The organism is Paenibacillus spongiae, from assembly GCF_024734895.1.
GTDB lineage: Bacteria > Bacillota > Bacilli > Paenibacillales > Paenibacillaceae > Paenibacillus_Z > Paenibacillus_Z spongiae.
This window is the reverse complement of sequence record NZ_CP091430.1, coordinates 1308559-1327358: the sequence shown is the minus strand read 5'-3', so window position 1 is coordinate 1327358 and position 18800 is coordinate 1308559. Positions and strand designations below refer to the sequence as shown.

Genomic DNA, 18800 nt, shown 5'->3' with positions numbered 1-18800 from the left:
GCTTGTTTAATTACATACAATAAAGCAGAATATAGTCATAGAACTCATAAGGGGTAATCCGATGAAAAAAGAAAACGTGAAAAGCTTTGCGGACGCCTCGCTCGTGGCGTCCTTCCTCGGAACGCTGGCTGCCTTTCCCTTTCAGCATTCCTTTATCGGTGGCTTATTCTTCTCCGGCTTCAGTGCTGCAACGATCGGCGGCATTGCGGATACGTTCGCGGTCAGCGCCCTCTTCCGCCACCCGCTGCGCATTCCGTGGCCGCGGTTCATGGGAACGCGGATCATTCCCAGAAACCGCGATCGTCTTGTGAATGAACTCGTCTCGATGGTTCAGCATGAGCTTCTGTCCATTCCGAATATTCAGCGAAAGCTGGATCACTACCACGTAGCCGGATTGCTTATGACCTACCTCAAGGAGCGCGGCGGCGAACAGGATATGGAACGGCTGGCGCAGCGCTTCGTATCCGATATCATTCATACGGTCGATGTCCGGGAGATGGCAGAGAGTTTGCAAAACTTTCTTCTCGATCAAGCAGGCGAACTGCAAATCTCCGACTTACTCGCCGACATCGGAGAATGGACCATTTCCAATGGATATGACGATAAACTGATCGAGTTTTTCGTGCACGAACTGGTACGCCTCGTCCAAACCGACGAGTTTCGCGAAATGGCTGAGCGGATCATTAATTCTGCCATCGAAACGTACGAGAATGGCCGGTCAAACCGTAAATTCGTCAATTCGATGGCCGGCATAAGCGGCGATAACCTGAGCCAGATGGTTCAGGAGAAACTCTCCCTATTTCTTCTGGAGATGCTCTCTCCCGAGCATCCGAATCACCTGAAGCTGAAGGAACAAGCCGCCTCCATCGTTCAGCGTCTCCGCAGCGATGAAGCGCTTCGGGCCCGTGTCGAGAAAGCGAAGCTTACGCTTCTTTCCTTTTTGCGGGAACAGTTGGACTTGGGGACCTATCTGGAGAAGTTCGCCCAGGTCTATCGCCAGAAAATCGCGCAGCAGCCGGACGATGCTGTGTTCCCATGGCTTGCGCCAAGCATCCATGCTCTAATCGGCAAGCTTGATAAGAACGAGGCGGCCGTTGACCGGCTGGACGCTTTAATTAAGAAGAATGTCCTCGGATGGATTGAGAATAAGCATGACAGCATCGGCAAGCTCGTACGCGACGGCCTGAATGCCTTCTCGGAAGAGGCGCTCTTGCAATTCGTCCATGACAAGGCAGGGCGCGATCTCCAGTTTATCCGCCTGAACGGAACCTTTGTGGGCGGATTGATCGGGATCATACTCTATTTGGCAACATTCTGGATAGGCAGGTGACGGACAAGTGACGCACAAACGAAGAGCAGACCTTATTTTACTCGCTGTCGCCCTTTGCTTCATCGGATCGTCCATCACTCTTTATCTATATCCGGAAGTCTGGTGGACGCGTCTGTTGTTCTATATGACGGAAGCGGGAGTGGTGGGCGGCTTAGCCGACTGGTATGCCGTCACGGCGCTGTTCCGGCATCCGCTGGGCATTCCCGGCAAGCATACGGCGATCATCCCGCGCAACCGCGTGAAATTGATCGACGGAGTCGTCACAATGGTCGAAACGCAGCTTCTTCCGCCTGAGAGGCTGAAGGAGAAACTCGAAGAAGCCTCTATTATGAATACGGTCATAGAATGGCTCGATGACCGGTTCCCGCGGGGGGCATTGGCTCAGCAGGGCTGGAAGTGGGTCGCCAGTCTGTTGAAGCAGCTTGATTTCTCCAAAACCTCGAGAGATTGGGACGAACAGCTGAAGCAGCTGCTCAAGCGCAAGGACATCACGCCCTATGCAGGAAAAGCGTTACAGGCCGTTCTCGATCACGGCAATATTCACCTCTGGCTGGATCGGCTTGTCGATCAGATCGCCCTGCGGGCAGATACGCCGGCCACCAAAGATTTCATTCTGCAGCTGCTCCGCAATGAGCACGAGAAACAGCTCAACCAAGGGAGTGCCATAACCCGCTTTCTCAAAAAAGCAGCGTCCATCTTCGCGGAAGAATCCGATGCCCTTAATTTGGATGATGCAGCCGAAGTGCTCTATCGCGATTTGGTCCAGCTCGTGAACGATCTGCGCAGCCATGATCATGAGCTGAGGATTCTGCTCATCGATATGCTTCGCCGTCTCGCCGAAGACCTTGGCCAGCGGCCAGACTTATCGGCAACGGTTGAATCATGGAAGCTGGAGGTGCTGGAGCGCGTATCGTTCACTCCTTCGATTGAGGCGCTGCTTGCATCGCTGAACAAGCTGCCGGAAGAAGTGCAGGAAGACGGCACCTTCGGCACAGAAACCGTTAGCTCGGGATTAGCCGGATTACGGGAATGGGTCGGCGGCTTCATTGAGGATTACTGGGAACAGTTCAAGCAGGACGAGAGCAAGAAAGCGTGGATTGAACGGTATATCAAGCTTTTCCTCAATAAAGTGATCGATACCGAGCACCGCCTGATCGGCCAAATTGTCCGGGACACGCTGGATGCATTCACCGAGAAGCGATTGATCGCCTTCATTGAAGATAAGGTAGGCGAGGACTTGAGCCGGATCCGGATCAACGGCTCCTTGGTCGGGGCCGGAATCGGCGCCCTCTTGTACGGGCTGCTGCACGGCATCTACGAGCCGATCCTGCAAGCTTTCGGCCGCTGAGGCGGACTAGCCTGAAGGCGGGCCCGAAAACCCGAAACGTCATCTTCGATGACTTTCGGGATCACTCCTACGGGATGTGGATCGTGATAAAAAACCGTTCTCTCGTAAGTGGAGGTGCACCCCGCCATTACGAAAGGAACGGTTTTTTCATGTAATGAATTTATCTGTTTTTGAGAGCAAGGTGTGTGGTGTGTGATATTCTAGTTTCCTTCTCAACCGTGCCATTAATACAGGCGCTAATTGCCTCTTCGGCTATCAAGCTGTCCCATGTTACGTCCCCTCCGTAAGTCCCATAAACGGCCTTACAACTTTGCGCGCCTCTCCCCGCGATGGTTGCAACGCGTTTTTCGGCGTTACAACGGCGGGGTTGCCATAAAACTCACTCGACAGCTACTGCTGCCGCCGTGGAAGATTGTCGCCATCCGCATCCAGCCTGAGTTTAAAAAGAAAAATGACGCACAAAACTGTTGCCAGTTTGTACGTCATATATGAGTTACGGTGCCATCTCCAAAAACTTGGACGATGGATTCTTCTCCATAGCGGTTCGCATCGCGTACTCGTTCTCGAACAAAGCCACGTAGTTTTCCTTCTTGTCTTTAACAAGCGTGGAGTTAATCCGGTACTTGGTCGGATCGATTTTATCATCTACAATCCAGCGGGCGAATTGGAACGGCATCCGCTGCAATTGGATTTCGACGCCGTACTCGGCGCGCATCCGGTATTCGAATACTTCGAACTGCAGCTGCCCTACAACGCCGAGAATCGTATCGTCGAAGCTCGTCGTGCGGAACACCTGGATCGTGCCTTCCTCGGTCAGCTGATCGATCCCCTTCTGATACTGCTTATGCTTAAGCGCATTCTTCACCGTTACCTTCGCGAACAGCTCAGGCGAGAATGTCGGCAGCTCATCGAAAATAATTTCACTGCCTTGCGCCAGCGAGTCGCCGATCCGGAATATGCCCGGGTCGAACAAACCGACGATGTCGCCTGGATATGCCGATTCGATAATATCGCGATCCTGCGCCAGAAACTGCTGAGGTTGGGACAGCTTGATATCCTTGCCTGCCCGTACATGCTTCACGCTCATTCCCCGGTCGAAACGGCCCGAGCAGATCCGCATAAACGCAATCCGGTCGCGGTGAGCAGGGTTCATGTTCGCTTGGATCTTGAAGATGTAGCCGGAGAACTTCTCGTTCGTCGGCTCGATTTCCCCGTTTATGCTCATGCGGGAAGTCGGCTGCGGCGCAAGCTTGAGAAAGTTCTCAAGGAATGTCTGTACGCCAAAGTTATTCACCGCGCTGCCGAAGAATACCGGACTCAATTCGCCGGCCCGAACTTTATCGAAATCGAACGGATCGCCTGCAACGTCAAGCAGCTCCAAATCTTGAATAAGCTGCTCGTGCAAGTATTCGCCCGCCATCTCGCGAATGATCGGGTCTCTGTAGTCCTCGACCTTGCGTACTTCGATCTTGGAATGGTCGTTGCCCTGGAACAGCTCCACCTGATTGTTCATCCGGTCATATACGCCGCACAGCTCGCGTCCCATACCGATCGGCCAGTTCATCGGAACCGAGCGTATACCGAGCACCTGTTCAATCTCTTCCATCAGCTCGAAAGGGCTGCGTCCTTCACGGTCGAGCTTGTTAATGAAGGTGAAAATAGGGATTCCCCGCTTGCTGCAGACCTGGAACAGCTTGATGGTCTGCGCCTCGACGCCTTTGGCGACGTCGATCAGCATAACCGCGCTATCTGCAGCGGTTAACGTCCGGTACGTGTCTTCACTGAAGTCCTGGTGACCGGGCGTATCCAGAATATTAATGCGGTGTCCGGAATAATCGAACTGCATGACCGATGAAGTAACGGAGATCCCCCGCTGCTTCTCGATCTCCATCCAGTCTGATGTTGCATGACGGCTAGCTTTGCGCGCCTTGACCGAACCCGCCTCGCGGATCGCGCCGCCGAAGAGCAGCAGCTTCTCGGTCAGCGTCGTTTTTCCCGCATCCGGGTGAGAGATGATGGCGAAGGTCCGCCGTTTCTCCACTTCTCGTTTCAGTTCATCTGTTAACGTTTTGCTCATGGTAAAGTCCCTTCGTTAAATGCATGCCTGACGGTTCGGAGCATTCCGACCGCCGCGGCTCATTCGTTTCCTATTAGGATATGCGAAAAGGTGAATATGGATTTACTTACCGTTCCCCGAAATCCAGATCACGTTATCCTCGTCCTGTCCGTTCACCGGCCACCAATGGAAGCCGTCTTCCGCCAGCAGCTCGTCCGTTCTTGCCGGCCCCCATGAACCCGCTGCATAATTATGCAGCTTGGAGCTGTCTTCCCGCCACGCCTCGGCAATACGGTCTACGAACGACCAAGCCTGCGCCACTTCATCCCAGCGGGTGAAGTACGTGGATTCGCCGCGCGCCGCATCGTAGATCAGACGCTCGTACGCTTCCGGTGTATTCAAGCCGATCTGGCAGCTTTGGCAAAATTCCATCGACACTGGCTGTACGATATTGTCCGAGCCCGGCTTCTTGGCATTGATCTTGATATAGATGCCTTCCATCGGGTTAACCCGAATGACGAGCAGATTCGGTGACAAATCGTGACGGTTCGCGAATAGGACGTTATCCGGTACATTCTTGAACTCGATGACGACCTCCGTCGTCTTGACAGGCAGCCGCTTACCCGTACGGAGATAGAACGGAACGCCGGCCCAGCGGAAATTATCCACGAATACGCGTGCCGCAAAATAAGTCTCGGTTACCGAATCCGGAGAAACCGAATCCTCTTGGCGGTAGCCTGGCAGCGGCTTGCCCTTCAGGGAGCCTTCCGTATACTGCCCGCGCACGACGTGCTTCGCTACTTCATCGCTCGTCGGATAAGGACGGAGCGAACGAAGCGCCTTCACCTTCTCGTCGCGGATATCCTCCGGATGCAGGCGGCTAGGCGGCTCCATCGCGATCATGGCAAGCATCTGCAGCATATGATTCTGCGCCATGTCGCGAAGTGCGCCGGATTTATCGTAATAACCGCCGCGTTCTTCGACGCCGACCGTCTCCGATAGCGTGATCTGAACGTTAGCGATATGTTTATTATTCCACAATGGCTCGAAGAAGGCATTCGCAAACCGGATGACTTCAATATTCTGAACCATTTCCTTGCCGAGATAGTGATCGATACGGAAAATCTCATTCTCCTTGAACACTTGGCTAAGCTGCTCGTTCAGCTTGCGCGCGGATTCGAGGTCATAACCGAACGGCTTCTCGATTACCAGGCGCTTCCAGCCACGGCTTTCTAACAGACCGCCGTCGCGGAGATTGAAAGATACAGGGCCGAACAGCTCCGGCGCGAGCGCCAAGTAGAACAGCCGGTTCCCGGGGATGCCGAATTTCGCATCAAGCTCTTCCGTCAGCCGGCTCAGCTCGCGGAAACCGTCTACATTATTAATATCGAGCGACATGTATACGAAGTGCTCGGCGAACTTGTTCCATTGCTCCGCGTCATCCGATTTGTGACGGCTGAACTCGCCGATGGATTCGTATACGTCCGCGCGGAATTGCTCGTTCGTACGGGGTCTGCGGGCAAGTCCGACCACCGCGAAATCCTCCGCCAGTTTGCCTTCCTTATACAAATTGAACAGCGCGGGAAACAGCTTCCGTCGCGCCAGATCACCTGTTGCTCCGAACAAGTAATATACCGCTCCCGCTGCGGCGATCGATTCTTGTTTGCTCACTTGGGTCATTCCCTCATTCTTTCATAATGGATTTGTATAGGTTCGGTATACCCGAATATGCAACAATCATGTTATGTAGTTTAGCATATTGACCGTCCAGATGCTATTCATCGAACCATAAAAAAATCTAATCAAACGGCCAACAATCGCTAATCCTGTTCCAGGTAGTCGCCGGTTATAAGCGGTACCCCGACGATGATTTGAGGCTGCGTGCCGGGGGCTCCGTTCACCCCGGCGATCTGCAGATTGATCCGCTTGCCGCCGCTCATGACGGAGGTCTTCAGCTTCTGGCTCGCATAAGCAATACTGGCCGTATGTCCGTCGTCGTAATCTTCTTGTACAGCAGCGGCAGCCTTCCTTGTAATCCGCTTCGTTGCAGCCTTGTCCTTCGGCTCTCCGCGGACGGCAAAGCTGCCTTCATACTGCGCGTTCGCTCTTCTCACAGCTTGTTCGACCTTCGCCACCGCTTCTTGAATCTGCGATCGCAGACTGCCTTCGGGGAATTGAAGAAGCAGGACGGCGTCACCTGACGGAGAGGTTCCGGCTCCGCCATCCGCGGATTCTGTCCCGCTGTCAATCTGCAGCAACATCCTGAGCGTATAGTCCGCGAGTTCAAGCTCCCCGCGATAGACGGCTTCACCGGAACCGGCAGCATGGTCTTGCGATGGCTCAAGCGTCAGCTCAAGTAGAGCCGCCGCTTCATTGGCCTGTTCCATCGTCCATCGCCCATTGAACCGGAAGGACCAGTCCCCCCGCTCCGAACCGCCTGTCAGCTCCGGCTCCATCCATGTCCATACCGCAGAAAAATCATGCTGAATCGCTGATTCGCCGTCAGAAGGCTCTGTAGTTCCGGTTGTTGTCTTGCCGCTCCACAGCGCGTAACCCGCCAAAGCGAGCAGCATGATGACAGCCAATAAGGTACCCGTCTGCTTCCGGATACGGGGTCTCTTCGTCTCTACTGTCCGAGGCACCGCTCTCCCACCTCAAATCCTTCGTCATTTTACGCGTCAAACAAACGCGAATTGGGTATATATCCATACCCATCCGCCTCTAGGTGAATATATTGCTTACTAGACCATGGAGGAGGTGTCAGCGACGAATGGAACCAATTCCGCTCCAAGAGGAGCATATTCATAATTTTCGCGGCATGCCGGTATGTATCGTTACGAAAGACGGGAATCGACATGTCGGCATCATAACAAGCTGCAGGGATGGACGCGTCTACCTGAACGAAGGCTACGGGGAAGATGAGACCGGCCCCGTAACTTCCGAGTATCAAGGCGAAAAGCCTTATCTGCAAGGCAAGGAAAGCAGGAAAGGGCGTAAGTCCGGGAAGAATTTATCCGTCAAAAAAGCCGAGAAGGCCGAGACGAAAGCATTCCCGTTTAATCCGTTTTTCCCATTCGGCAGAGCGTTTGCAATCGATCTCGCTCTAATCGCATTCTTGTTCCTGCTGATTTAACGTCCGTCGAGCCTGTGCCCCAAGGAATCGTGATCAACGTTCTGCGAGGTGCGGGCTCTTTTCCGCCGGGTGCAGGTCAGCGAGTGCTCATTTTATATACATAAAGGAAGCAAGTATTTAAAATGGAAAATATAGATTCGCGAAAAAGGAGGCAATGATGATGAAGGTTCCCTCCACGACCGGCTTAAGCCGGAACAGCAGGATCGATCGCATTTCTCATGTTGTGCCTTATGCTTATTACCCTTATTTAACGGACGACCCCGAATCGCTCCGGGATGAAAGCTATGGCGGTACGGGCTGCGGCTTGCCCCGGCATGTGTTTCAGACGCTGAAGGAAGCAGCCGATGCGGCTGCGGTCTGGCTCGAGGAAAGCCGGCAGCTAAGACGTGCCGCCGACCGCTTCAAGAATCAGGACCGCCTGGCCCGCAGTACAGGTCAGAAGGGCTCCCCTTTTGAACCGGAGGCGTCTATCCGGACATTGGTCTATCATATGAATCGCTTGCATGCCGCTTATAATGCGGGAGAGGGTGTATTGGATCCATCCTTGAAAAAGGCGGTCGGTCAGGCGCTCAGCCGTATCCGTTACGAGCGCATCGGCTTGTCCGAGCTGCCGGACGGCAGTTGGGCGCTGCATGACGAGTCGTTTCAAGCCGCCTTGGAAGATAGCCCCGATGATATTCGAAGCCTGATTGCGAGCCGGACGGACGGCATTGCCGCCTGCCTCGTTCAGACGCTGGATCGTTACGACCGGATGCCGCTCACCGAATTGTTGAACCCGATGGCCCCAGGCCTCGAAGCGCTTATTTCCTACCGTTCATCTATGGAAGCCTATATGCAGTCGCAGCTCTCCGGCCTTGTCGTCAACCACCGGGCATAAATTTCGGTACGCTCCATGAGATGGGATGCCCGTGTTTATACCGACAAGCGTAACGTTCCTGATGATTCTTAGTATCGTTCAAGAAAACCACGTGCTTAGCGTTTCCTCACAGTAAGCGATTATTAAGAAGAATGACTTCGACCAGCGTTCCGCTTGCCGCACCGCTTGCGCCTGCCGGAATGCGGATAAGCCCGTCAGCGTCAGGTATTGAAGCCATCATGCTCGATTTGCCGAAAGCCAGCGGATCCGCATGGAGGACGCCGCCGTCAACGTAGAGGCGAGTACGCACAAATCGCTCGTGGGGACTGCCTTTATCGAAATCCGCGGCAAGCTTGGCGGTGACCTGAACCGGAAGCGATGCCTCCGCTTCCACGCCCTGCAGCCGCTGCAGGGCTGGACGCACGAACAGCTCGAAGCCGACGAAGCATGCGCCGGGATTGCCCGACAGCGCAAACAGCAGCTTGCCGTTCATGACGGCCGCCGATGTCGGGCTCCCTGGCCGCATAGACACTTTATCGAATAGCGGCTTATTCGCATGCGCTTCGGAGCGGTCCTCACCGATGCCGCGCATGATAGCCGCCATAACGTCATAATCGCCGACAGATACGCCTCCGGTCGTGACGATGACATCGGCATGCCGCATCGCATCCGCAAGCGCGGCCGAGACGGCTGCGGGCTCGTCCTCCAGGCGGCCGAGCAGGATCGGCTGGCCGCCGCACTGCTCAATCAGCGCCGCGACCATGGCGCTGTTGCTGTCGCGGATGCAGCCCGGCGCGAGCGGCGCCTCGACGGGCTGCAGCTCCGCGCCCGTCGCGAGCACCGCGACGCGCGGGCGCGCATACACCGGCACGTCGGCATAGCCGAATGTGCCGAGCAGCGCGGCGTGGCCCGGCCGGAGCAGCGTGCCGGGCGCCGCGATCGCGCTGCCGCGGCGGAATTCCTCGCCGGGCTGCGCGATGTTCTGGCCGGGCAGGGCGGCGCGCTTGACCAGCACCGCCGGCCGCCCGTCCTCAAGGGCCTCTGCGGTCTGCTCCAGCATGACGACCGCATCGGCCCCTCCGGCACCGCCCCGCCGGTCATAATCCGGACGGCCGTGCCGGGCTCTACGGTCGCCTGGGCAAGCTTGCCAGCCGCGACCGTCCCTACAACGCGCAGCATCGCCGGAGTCTTCGGCGATGCTTGCGCCGAATCCGCGCTTCGGATGGCATAGCCGTCCAATCCCGAGCGCGCGAACGGCGGCCAGTCGCTTGTCGCAGACAGCGACTGAGCAAGCCGTCTGCCACTGGCCTGCCCGAGCGGCACCGTCTCTAGGCGGCCGGGCGCAGCCGCCTCAAGAACGAGCCGCTGCGCCTCGTCCACTTTGATCGCACGCCGGTGAAAACGTGATGCCCCTTGCAAATCATCCACGGTCTTTCGTCTCCCTTGCCGGCTGCCTTCAGCGGCACATACCTCCGCGTCAGACAAATTTACCAGCTTCTGTTGCATTTATTGTAACAGATCGCCAGGAGCCGCTCCACATGAAATGCAAGCGGAAATAACATTAATGGTTGAACATTCCTCTCACGCCGGCACCATTTCCCCATACTGCTCACGCTTCTGATAAACCCTAACCCTCCTGCGGCCTCTTATGCAACTTGAGTGATCTTGATTGCCAGTCCTTCTCATTCATCCTGCTGACAGCACACGTTCATCCAACTCGCCCCCGTATGGGCGCCTATCCGAAGAGAGCATCCGCGCAATTATCTATACTTCTACTTACGAGCTCTAACCCTTTCATGTGACTGCTGTTGCGAATGTACGATCAGAACGCTAGTCCTGTCACTAATCTCACTTGCAAACCCATTAATTCGAACACGTTACGGACATTGGATCTCTTATTTGTAAAATTCGCGTCGTTGTCGGATTGTTGCGGACATGAGTTCCGTTATTAGCTAATCATTCAGGGTTTCTGTGTCGTTCAAGCTCAAATAACGGCTGTCATGTCCGCAACATGCACCAGAACCAAAATAATTCATAAATAACGGAACCTATGTCCGTTACCCTGACTTACAATAACCGCTCATTTACATCCGGACTGACTGCAGCTGAAATGTATACTCTTCCCGAGCGACTTACGTCTATAACAGCTGATCAACCACTCATGCCATTATGAGCCTATCAGGCTGTCATCCCCTTTCAAACGCAATGTGATGAAAGAAACATAGGCTGGTGACGGCATTCGTTGTGGCCAGTCGGGCCTATCAGGCCAGTCAGGCCGGTCAGGCCGGTCAGGCCAGTCGGGCCGGTGTGGCCAGTCAGGCCAGTCGGGCCAGTCGGGCCGGTCAGGCCGATCAGGCCAGTCAGGCCGGTCAGGCCGGTCAGGCCGGTCAGGCCGGTCAGGCCGATCAGGCCAGTCGGGCCGGTCAGGCCGGTCAGGCCGGTCAGGCCGGTCAGGCCGGTCAGGCCGGTCAGGCCGATCAGGCCAGTCAGGCCGGTCAGGCCGGTCAGGCCGATCAGGCCAGTCAGGCCGGTCAGGCCGGTCAGGCCGGTCAGGCCAGTCGGGCCTATCAGGCCAGTCGGGCCTATCAGGCCAGTCGCGCCGGTCAGGCCAGTCAGGCCGGTGTGGCCGATCAGGCCGAGCCATTAGCGCAGTTCCGACAAAGACACCTAAAAGACGGCCTCCCGCCAGGAAGGCCGTCTTCTCACTTATTCTACCTTCACGCCCACAGTTACGATCTCACAAGGACCGACCGCCAAGGTCGACGTCTTGCCGTTCGCCTCAAGCGTCTCGCCCTGCAGCTCCAGCAGATCGCTCTTGTAGGTTCCGCCGCTCGCCATTGGCGAGGTTAGCGCAAGCGTCGTCGGCGCCGCGTTCATATTGTACCAGCGCAGCATCACGTCGCCGGAATCGGCGCTTACCTTCAATGAGGAGAATGCGAGCCGGCTGCCTTCCCAGTGAAGCGGCGCATGCAGCGGCTTCAGCTTTCCTTCGTGCAGCTCCGTCTGGCATGTCGTCCATGGCACCTGGAACTGATAAGCTTCCGCGTACGCACCCGACGAGGCGCCGTCGCCGTCATGCGGCACCAGAAGCAGACTCGCCGTCTGCTCGCCGAGGCATTGCGCCTCCGGCGTCGGGAACAAGCCCCAGTCGCCGAGCTCGCCCGTCGAGCGAAGCAGCGTCACCGCGATCGTATTACGTCCGTCACGAAGCACTTCATACTCGTTCAGCCCCAGATTCGCGACCGTCAAGCCGGCGCCGGCGCCACTTACGTCGACGAACGCCTGCTGATGCTGGCAGTTGCTTGGATTCATCCACTCGGCCGACGGCTCGTTGTCGCGTACGGCAACCTCGAAGATCGAGTCGGCGGCATGCGTGCCAGCCGCCAAGTCGGTTGGGAACAAGGCGCGGACGCGATGATCCTTCGCCTGATTATTGAAGGATGTACGAATCTCCACCCCTCGGCCGCTCCGGTTCAGGCTGACCAGCGTACGAATCGTCATCGGCACCGTCCGGCTGACGCGCTGCGCCTTCCGTTCCGGGAAATAGACCAGGTCCCGCTGCTCTTCCGCAAGCAAATCGTCCGCGCCGGCCGGAATCGCCCATTCATGCACGATTTCGAAGGTCGCGCGGTACGGTTTGTTCTCCACGACGCGAATGTCTGCCGTGAGCCCTTTGGTCGTCAGCGCTTCCTCTCCATTCGGCTGCTTGTACATATATTCGTTCCCGATATCCCCGGTATCCTCGTACACGCACAAATCGCGGAACTCGCGGCCGGTCGACTTGTCCGTCAAAGCGAACGAACCGTCATCGGCTATCTCGATCCGGATCCGGTCGTTCTCCATGATGCGGTCGCCATTCAGCAGTGAATAGCTGGCCGAAGCGGAATCCGAGACCGCATTCTCCGCGGCGCCGCTCTCCGCCTTGCGAACCCAGGCGTATGTCCGGTGTCCAAGCGCAGGCACTTGCTCCGCTTCGAACGTCAGGCGCACCCGGCGGGCCTGGTACGGTTGACGGAACTTGTCATCCGGCAGATCATAGCCGAACTGCAGGCCCAAATCCTCCACCGTGCAAGGTATGATCCGGCCGGATTCATCCACCAGCACGCGGCCGGTCAGATCGACCGCCTTCATGCGGCGGTTAATCTCGGGGAGAGGCACGCCGTCGCGGAAGTACAGCCGCTCGGCATCCGCCTCGATCGTAACGACGCCCGTTCTCGCCCAGCCGGTCGTGTTGAATGCGACAACCGGCAGCGCATCGGCCCCGTACGCCGCGAATGCGGTCGTATCGATTGCCGAGGCAATCGCATGCTTGCTGTCGTCCACGATCGTTTCCGCCACATGGCGGCTCTTCTCGAAGCGCGTCACCATCTCGCGGTGCACCTCGTCCACGCTGCAGCCGCAGATACTGTCATGCGGATGGTTCTGCATGAGCGTCTTCCACGCATACGTGAACAGGTGATGCGGATAATCTTCCCCGAGCAGATAAGCGTAAGCTGCAAGCGGCTCGGCCACTTTCTCCAGCAGCGCCTGACCGGCTTGATTCATCTGCTTTAGATAGACGCGAGAGGAAGCGGTATTAACCAGCGTAGACCAGCCGTCCGTCCGCTGGCTGCGCAGCTCGCCCTTGACGACGGACAGCTCCCGACCAAGCGAGCTGCGAACCGATGCCAAATAGTCCGCGAAGTTCGAATGGACGAACTCCGTATCGGGGTAAAGTCTGCGGGCCGTCCGCAGCGCCTCGGCCAAATCCCGCTGAATCGGCTGATGGTCGCAGCCGTTCATGTACAGCAGCTGCCCGGTCGACGCATACTTCTCCGCATCGGCCAGCTTGCGTTCCCAGTACAGCTTCGCTTCCGTCTCGTCCGCCGGAATTTCGTTGCCGTTCGAGTACCAGTTCGCGAACAGGATGCCGAGCACCTGCGAGCCGTCCGGTCCTTCCCAGATCAGCTCGGAGAACGAAGATTCGTATTCGGAATCGGCCACGGTATTATTGAAGCCGGTCGGCTTGACGCCCCTGCCGAATACGGCGTTATCGATGCCCGCCTGGCGCATCATCTGAGGCGCTTGTCCGATATTGCCGAACGTGTCGGGGAAATATCCCACCTTCGCGATCGTCCCATAACGCGACGCGTCCTGATGGCCGATCTGCAAATTCCGCGCGTTCGCTTCGCTGCTCGTCAGGAACGCATCCTGCAAAATATACCACGGTCCGATAAAGATGCGGCCGTCCCGGATTAACCGTTCGAGGCGCTCCCGCTTCTCCGGCCTCACCTGCAAATAGTCCTCCAGGATGATCGTCTGACCGTCCAGATAGAAGCTTCTGTATTCCGGATCGTTCTCCAGCGTGTCGATAAGCGTATCCATCAGCTTCACGAGCAGTACGTGATGCTTCTCATAAGGCAAATACCATTCCCGGTCCCAGTGGGTATGCGAAATAATATGCGCCTTCCGTTGTTTGTTCATGTGCGTGCTGCACTCCTTTCATTAAGCCGCGTTTCTGAAAATAAAAGCCGGCGCCGCCCCTGATCGGCGCCGCCGGCTCTGCCTGAATCAACCTTCATAACGAATTAGTTCACCCGAACGTTAACCTCGCCGGGACGGTACACGGACAGAAGGCGTCCGCTGGCGTCTGTGGCGAACAACACGGAGCGTTCCCGCTCGAGGACGAAGGAATAGGTTGCGCCTGTCTGGCTATCCTTCACTTCGATGTCGGTATCGTAAGCAAATTCAGACACGAACGTGAACAGCGCGCCATCCGCAAATTCAAGCTTCCGCCCGAATACCCCGGACAGCTCACCGCCGCGCAGCCATTCCAGCCCGGAGCCGACGTTCGCCGTTTCCGCCGCGTAGCGGTACAACGACTCAACCGGCTCCGTCCGGTCGTTCAATTCTACAGGAAGCGGACTCCATATCAATCGTCCGCGTCCAAGCGGCACGTCGACGACCGCATCGCCCCGCAGCCCTGCCGCAGCAGCCCCGCCGCTCCGGACTTCTTTAAACACCTGCGCAATCCGCCGGTTTCCATAGGATACCGGAAGCGCCTGTCCGTCGAGCAGCAGTGCCTCTTCGCGAAGCACATTGCGCAGCTCTGCGGAACCGAGGGCATCCTCCAGACGCTCGGCCGGCTTCCAATACGCATCGATGCCAATCGGGCCGGTAATAAGCAATACGGCTCCAGTCCGCTTCACATGATCGATCAGAGCATCGAAAGCCGCATCATCCACATTATGTGCGCTAGGAAGCACGATCAGCTTGGCCGGCTCCCGTTCCAACGCATCCAAATCATATTCGGACACGCCGCGGACCGGCATGTTCAGCCCATAGGTCCATACGCGCACCGACCGGGTCGTTGCGTCGAAGGCCAGCTTGCGATTCGAGAAATCGTTCGAATAAGGATATATAATCGCCGTCTCTTCCAGCTTCCGATCGCGGAACAGGTCGCGAATTTCGGCCATGAACGTACCGAAGTCATAGGAAACGTCCGCTTCCGGCTTCTCCGTTCCGTCGGCGCGAAGCGCACCGATATGGGATTCGTTCGCATTATCCATGTAGAAGTTCGTGTTCCAGATCCACTGAACCGCACCGGCTCCGCCCGTTGCGAAAGCATAGGCGTATTTGCGCTCCAAAATATTCCGAAGCTCCGCTTCCGACCGTTTCGCCCGGCCGTCCGGCGTTTCCACGTACATGATGCCGGTCTCCTGAACCAAAGTAGGCTTATCCAGTGTCTTGGCAAAGACGCTGTCCCATACCAGATGATCGTTCAGCCACCACGAGTGAACGGTCGTATAATCGACAGCTTCCCCATAGAACAATGGAGACGGACGCTGTGCGCCCAGCCCTTCGTCCTGACCGACCGTCACCATATGATCCGGGCATTCGTCCTTGATCGCTTCATAGAGCTGCTTGGCCCAGCGGTTATGCATCTCCATGGAGAACAGGCAGTAATCCAACCAGCGCGTGCCTTTCTTCCCTTGGTGCATATCCTGTACGTCGAAGTTGATCTCGCCTGGCTCCGGCACTTTTACAGCCGCAAACGAAGGCAGCTGCTCCGGCGACATATTCCAGCGCTCCTGAAGAAGCTCGATCGACCCATGCCGCTGCTCCAGCCATTCCTTATAAGCGGCCAGCTCGAACGGATCGCGGCATGAACGCGGCCCATTCGAGAAAATCTGCGGCGGATCGAACATGGACGGTTCGTTGATCAAGTCCCAATCGACGTTCTTCGTGTCTCTATGGCGTGAAACGATGGAACGGACGAACCGCTTCTGCGCTTCCACGCTGCGAGGATCGAGGTAGGGGTTGACCCCTTCCCATGTCTCCGGCGTGAAGGAGAAGAAGGTGAATGTCAGCTGAAGATCATTCTTCTTCGCCGTCATAATAAAAGCGTCGATGGAACGGAGCACTTCTTCCGACGCGTGGCCGTCTACCTGCATCACATTGCGGTACGCCGTCCATATGCCCGTGCGGATCCAGTTGATGCCGGCTTTCCGCATGGCAGCCATATCCCGGTCCCACACATCCGCATTAGGCAGAAATAGAAACTTGCGCGCCACATCCGAAGTCATATACGTCATGCCGACTACAGGCAGCGGACGCCCGTCCTTCTCAAAATAATCCCGGCCGCTGCGGACCGGCGCGCCCTCGCTCAGCAGCTGGCGGTCGATGCCCCAGAAGCCTTGGCGAAGGATGCGGATCTCGCCGTCTTCCGATTCCGCTCTGCATATGAGACGGTAATAGCCGCTCTCTACCTTAACCGGTACCGGAATTCGCACAATGTCGAGCTTGCCGGCAACCTCCATATTCACCTCATGGGACCAGCACGATGACGTATCGCCTTCCTTGGTCAACGCAAGGCTGATCGTCCAACGCTTTGTACCTGCTTGTACCTCCGGCAATCTGCCGGAGCGTGCGAGCGACTGCGCCTGAAGCGTCAGCATCGGACGTTCACCAGGCTCGAACGAAGCATAATTCGGCTTCACCCACAGCTCGGTTACGCCCTGTCCGCAATATTGCGCCCACTCTGCGAGCGCATTCGCCCCGCCGCGTCCCCAGAATTCAGGCGCAAGCGGCACGTTCACGAACAGCCATCTGCCGCCGCCGAACGCGCCGTTAATGTTCTCCCACAGGACGGCAGGAGCCGCCACTTCGCGACCGTCTCCGGACAAACCCTTCAATAACGGGTACAAGCGGGCATCCATCGGACCGGCCGATCCCATCTGAAGAGGCAGATCGCTGGTCTTCGTCACGTGAGGAACGAGATTCCACGTATCCGCGCCGGCCGCAAACAGCGATTCATAACCCGAGAACAGCGGAATATCCGCATGGGCGGCAAGCGTCTCCACACGGCTTCCGTTCACGGGCAGCGCCTCGTGAATGTTCAGCTGCTGATGATATGCGGTCTGCTCCGCCTCGACCAGCCACTGCCCGGCTTCCATGCGGACCGGGCGCTTGAACGGCGCGCCGCCGACGCTAACCAAGCCTCCGCCATTCCGAAGGAAGGCGAGAATGCCTTCCCACGCCGTCTTCGGGAAATAAGGCGCATGCAGGTTAATGAAGCACCCGCTTGCGCCCTCTCCTTGAACGGCCTGCAGCGCATCCGCCAGGCCTGCGGCATCCACTACGGTGCCGATGCTTTCCAGAGCGGATATCGCCGAATCCCCGTAACCTGCACCTGGGAAAGAAGAATCGTGAAATATTATAATCGAACTGCTCATAGTATCCCTTCCTTCATCGCGCGATAGACAAGAAGCGAGAACAAACTATTGGACCATGCGAACCAGCTTCTCGTGAATTTGGCCGGATCATCGGCATGGAAGCCTTCATGCATATATCCCGTATCCGCATCCGTAGACTCGAGCAGTGCGATCATCGCCAGTTTCTCCTCGGCCGTCGATGCCGTCAAGCCCTGCATAGAGAGCGCCATATGCCAGATGTAATCCGGCGGCGTATGCGGGCTGCCGATCCCCTTCGCTTGCGTCCCCTCATAATAGAACGGATTTTGTTTGCTCAGGGCAAACCTTCTCGTATTCTGGTAAATCGGATCGTCAGCGGTCGTATACCCCAAGTACGGAATCGAGATCAGTCCGGGCGTTCCGGCATCGTCCATCAGGCAGTAATTGCCGTACCCATCCGTCTCATAAGCATAGATCGGGCCAAATTCCGGATGGCGGTAAATACCGTACAGTTGAATCCCGTGGTCGACCTCGTCCTCCAGCCGTTTAAGCTCCTTGACGAGCGTCATATCCCGGAATACCCATTCCGCGATTTCACGCATCTGGCGCAGCGATACAACGGCGAACATATTATCCGGAATATTGTAATGGAAGTCGCATGCATCGTCGCTTGAACGGAAGCCCGACCAGATCATTCCCGTATAATTAACCGGCATCCCCAGACCGTTGTTGCGAAGCGAGTCCGTCGGAATGCCGTTGTCGCGCGTAAACCGGTAAGGCGATTGCTCGAAGTGGCTCTGCTCCGTCTTCCACAGCTCGACGATCCGCAGCATGGCGGCCTTGAAGTCGGTATCGAAGATATCCGAACGGCCCGTCTCCTTCCAATAGTGGAAAGCAAGGCGAATGGAGAAGCAGGCCGAGTCCAGCTCGAACTTGCGCTCCCATACCAGCGGAGACATATCGGTCTCGTCATCGGTGTTCCAGTGCCAGTCGTTCGCCGTTTCATTGAACGCATTGGCATACGGATCATGCAGAATGCATTGCATATGCCGCTTGATTAACCCGCCGATAATCCGCTGAAGATCAGCGTCTTCCTTCGCGAGCGGAACGTACTGGATGACCTGCTCCACGGAGTCGCGCAGCCACATGGCCGGAATATCTCCGGTAATGACGAAGGTCGTTCCATCGTCCATGAGCTTGGTCGTCGTCTCCAGCGTATTCGGAAAACAGTTCTTGAACAGCTTCAGCAGCTTTGGACGGTGGGCAAGCTTCGCCTCCGCCTCTGACAGTACATCCTGAACGGCTCGAGGCAGTTCAAGCGGCGGCATCGGAATTTTAGGCAGTCTAAATTGCTCCATGACAGATTGCTCCTTTGTTGGTAATCCTAACATAGCTGTACGCTATA

At 56.7% G+C, this 18800-nt stretch carries 11 protein-coding genes and 1 pseudogene; 4 read left to right on the top strand and 8 right to left on the bottom strand.

Features of this window, described 5'->3' with window-relative positions; all coding sequences use genetic code 11:
* Positions 1 to 61: 61 nt before the first annotated feature.
* Both L1F29_RS06020 and L1F29_RS06015 read left to right on the top strand, forming a co-directional pair.
* The gene (locus tag L1F29_RS06020; protein WP_258387437.1) at positions 62 to 1330 is read left to right on the top strand and encodes a DUF445 domain-containing protein; all 1269 of its coding nucleotides are present in this window, start codon (positions 62 to 64) and stop codon (positions 1328 to 1330) included.
* A gap of 7 nt (positions 1331 to 1337) precedes the next feature.
* Complete coding sequence (locus tag L1F29_RS06015; protein ID WP_258387436.1) at positions 1338 to 2678, top strand: DUF445 domain-containing protein; 1341 nt, start codon at positions 1338 to 1340, stop codon at positions 2676 to 2678.
* Between the two features lie 493 nt (positions 2679 to 3171).
* On the opposite strand, the gene L1F29_RS06010 is transcribed toward L1F29_RS06015, so the two are convergent.
* The 3 genes from L1F29_RS06010 to L1F29_RS06000 all read right to left on the bottom strand — a co-directional run bounded on the left by L1F29_RS06010 (position 3172) and on the right by L1F29_RS06000 (position 7376).
* Positions 3172 to 4755: a peptide chain release factor 3 gene (locus L1F29_RS06010; protein WP_258387435.1), complete on the bottom strand. Its 1584-nt coding sequence runs from the start codon at positions 4753 to 4755 to the stop codon at positions 3172 to 3174.
* Positions 4756 to 4857: 102 nt separating this feature from the next.
* Complete coding sequence (gene zwf / locus L1F29_RS06005; protein ID WP_373876478.1) at positions 4858 to 6414, bottom strand: glucose-6-phosphate dehydrogenase; 1557 nt, start codon at positions 6412 to 6414, stop codon at positions 4858 to 4860.
* A gap of 140 nt (positions 6415 to 6554) precedes the next feature.
* Positions 6555 to 7376: a YwmB family TATA-box binding protein gene (locus tag L1F29_RS06000; protein ID WP_258387433.1), complete on the bottom strand. Its 822-nt coding sequence runs from the start codon at positions 7374 to 7376 to the stop codon at positions 6555 to 6557.
* A 128-nt stretch (positions 7377 to 7504) separates the two neighbouring features.
* Between L1F29_RS06000 and L1F29_RS05995 the strand changes: the two genes are divergently transcribed.
* Together L1F29_RS05995 and L1F29_RS05990 are read left to right on the top strand one after the other, a co-directional pair.
* Positions 7505 to 7867, top strand: a complete 363-nt coding sequence (locus L1F29_RS05995; protein ID WP_258387432.1) for a hypothetical protein — start codon at positions 7505 to 7507, stop codon at positions 7865 to 7867.
* Between the two features lie 160 nt (positions 7868 to 8027).
* Positions 8028 to 8744: a hypothetical protein gene (locus tag L1F29_RS05990; RefSeq protein ID WP_258387431.1), complete on the top strand. Its 717-nt coding sequence runs from the start codon at positions 8028 to 8030 to the stop codon at positions 8742 to 8744.
* Between the two features lie 106 nt (positions 8745 to 8850).
* Here L1F29_RS05990 and L1F29_RS05985 read toward each other — a convergent pair whose 3' ends face one another.
* The 5 genes and pseudogenes from L1F29_RS05985 to L1F29_RS05965 all read right to left on the bottom strand — a co-directional run bounded on the left by L1F29_RS05985 (position 8851) and on the right by L1F29_RS05965 (position 18753).
* On the bottom strand, positions 8851 to 9594 hold the full coding sequence (locus tag L1F29_RS05985; protein ID WP_258389617.1) for a molybdopterin molybdotransferase MoeA: 744 nt from the start codon (positions 9592 to 9594) through the stop codon (positions 8851 to 8853).
* 69 nt (positions 9595 to 9663) lie between these two features.
* Positions 9664 to 10229, bottom strand: a pseudogene (locus tag L1F29_RS05980) (hypothetical protein); the annotation flags it as partial.
* 1200 nt (positions 10230 to 11429) lie between these two features.
* Positions 11430 to 14186, bottom strand: a complete 2757-nt coding sequence (locus L1F29_RS05975) for an alpha-mannosidase (protein ID WP_258387430.1) — start codon at positions 14184 to 14186, stop codon at positions 11430 to 11432.
* Between the two features lie 104 nt (positions 14187 to 14290).
* Positions 14291 to 17437 (bottom strand): beta-galactosidase, encoded by a 3147-nt coding sequence (locus L1F29_RS05970; RefSeq protein ID WP_258387429.1) that lies wholly within the window; start codon positions 17435 to 17437, stop codon positions 14291 to 14293.
* Complete coding sequence (locus tag L1F29_RS05965; protein ID WP_258387428.1) at positions 17434 to 18753, bottom strand: glycoside hydrolase family 125 protein; 1320 nt, start codon at positions 18751 to 18753, stop codon at positions 17434 to 17436. Before L1F29_RS05965 ends, L1F29_RS05970 begins: the two co-directional genes overlap by 4 nt.
* Positions 18754 to 18800 lie beyond the last annotated feature (47 nt).

Bases quoted from the DNA above. Each gene is read 5' to 3' on its own strand.
- zwf (WP_373876478.1), bottom strand. From the start codon at position 6,414: ATGACCCAAGTGAGCAAACAAGAATCGATCGCCGCAGCGGGAGCGGTA.
- L1F29_RS05990 (WP_258387431.1), top strand. From the start codon at position 8,028: ATGAAGGTTCCCTCCACGACCGGCTTAAGCCGGAACAGCAGGATCGAT.
- L1F29_RS05965 (WP_258387428.1), bottom strand. From the start codon at position 18,753: ATGGAGCAATTTAGACTGCCTAAAATTCCGATGCCGCCGCTTGAACTG.
- L1F29_RS05995 (WP_258387432.1), top strand. From the start codon at position 7,505: ATGGAACCAATTCCGCTCCAAGAGGAGCATATTCATAATTTTCGCGGC.
- L1F29_RS06020 (WP_258387437.1), top strand. From the start codon at position 62: ATGAAAAAAGAAAACGTGAAAAGCTTTGCGGACGCCTCGCTCGTGGCG.
- L1F29_RS05975 (WP_258387430.1), bottom strand. From the start codon at position 14,186: ATGAACAAACAACGGAAGGCGCATATTATTTCGCATACCCACTGGGAC.
- L1F29_RS05970 (WP_258387429.1), bottom strand. From the start codon at position 17,437: ATGAGCAGTTCGATTATAATATTTCACGATTCTTCTTTCCCAGGTGCA.
- L1F29_RS06010 (WP_258387435.1), bottom strand. From the start codon at position 4,755: ATGAGCAAAACGTTAACAGATGAACTGAAACGAGAAGTGGAGAAACGG.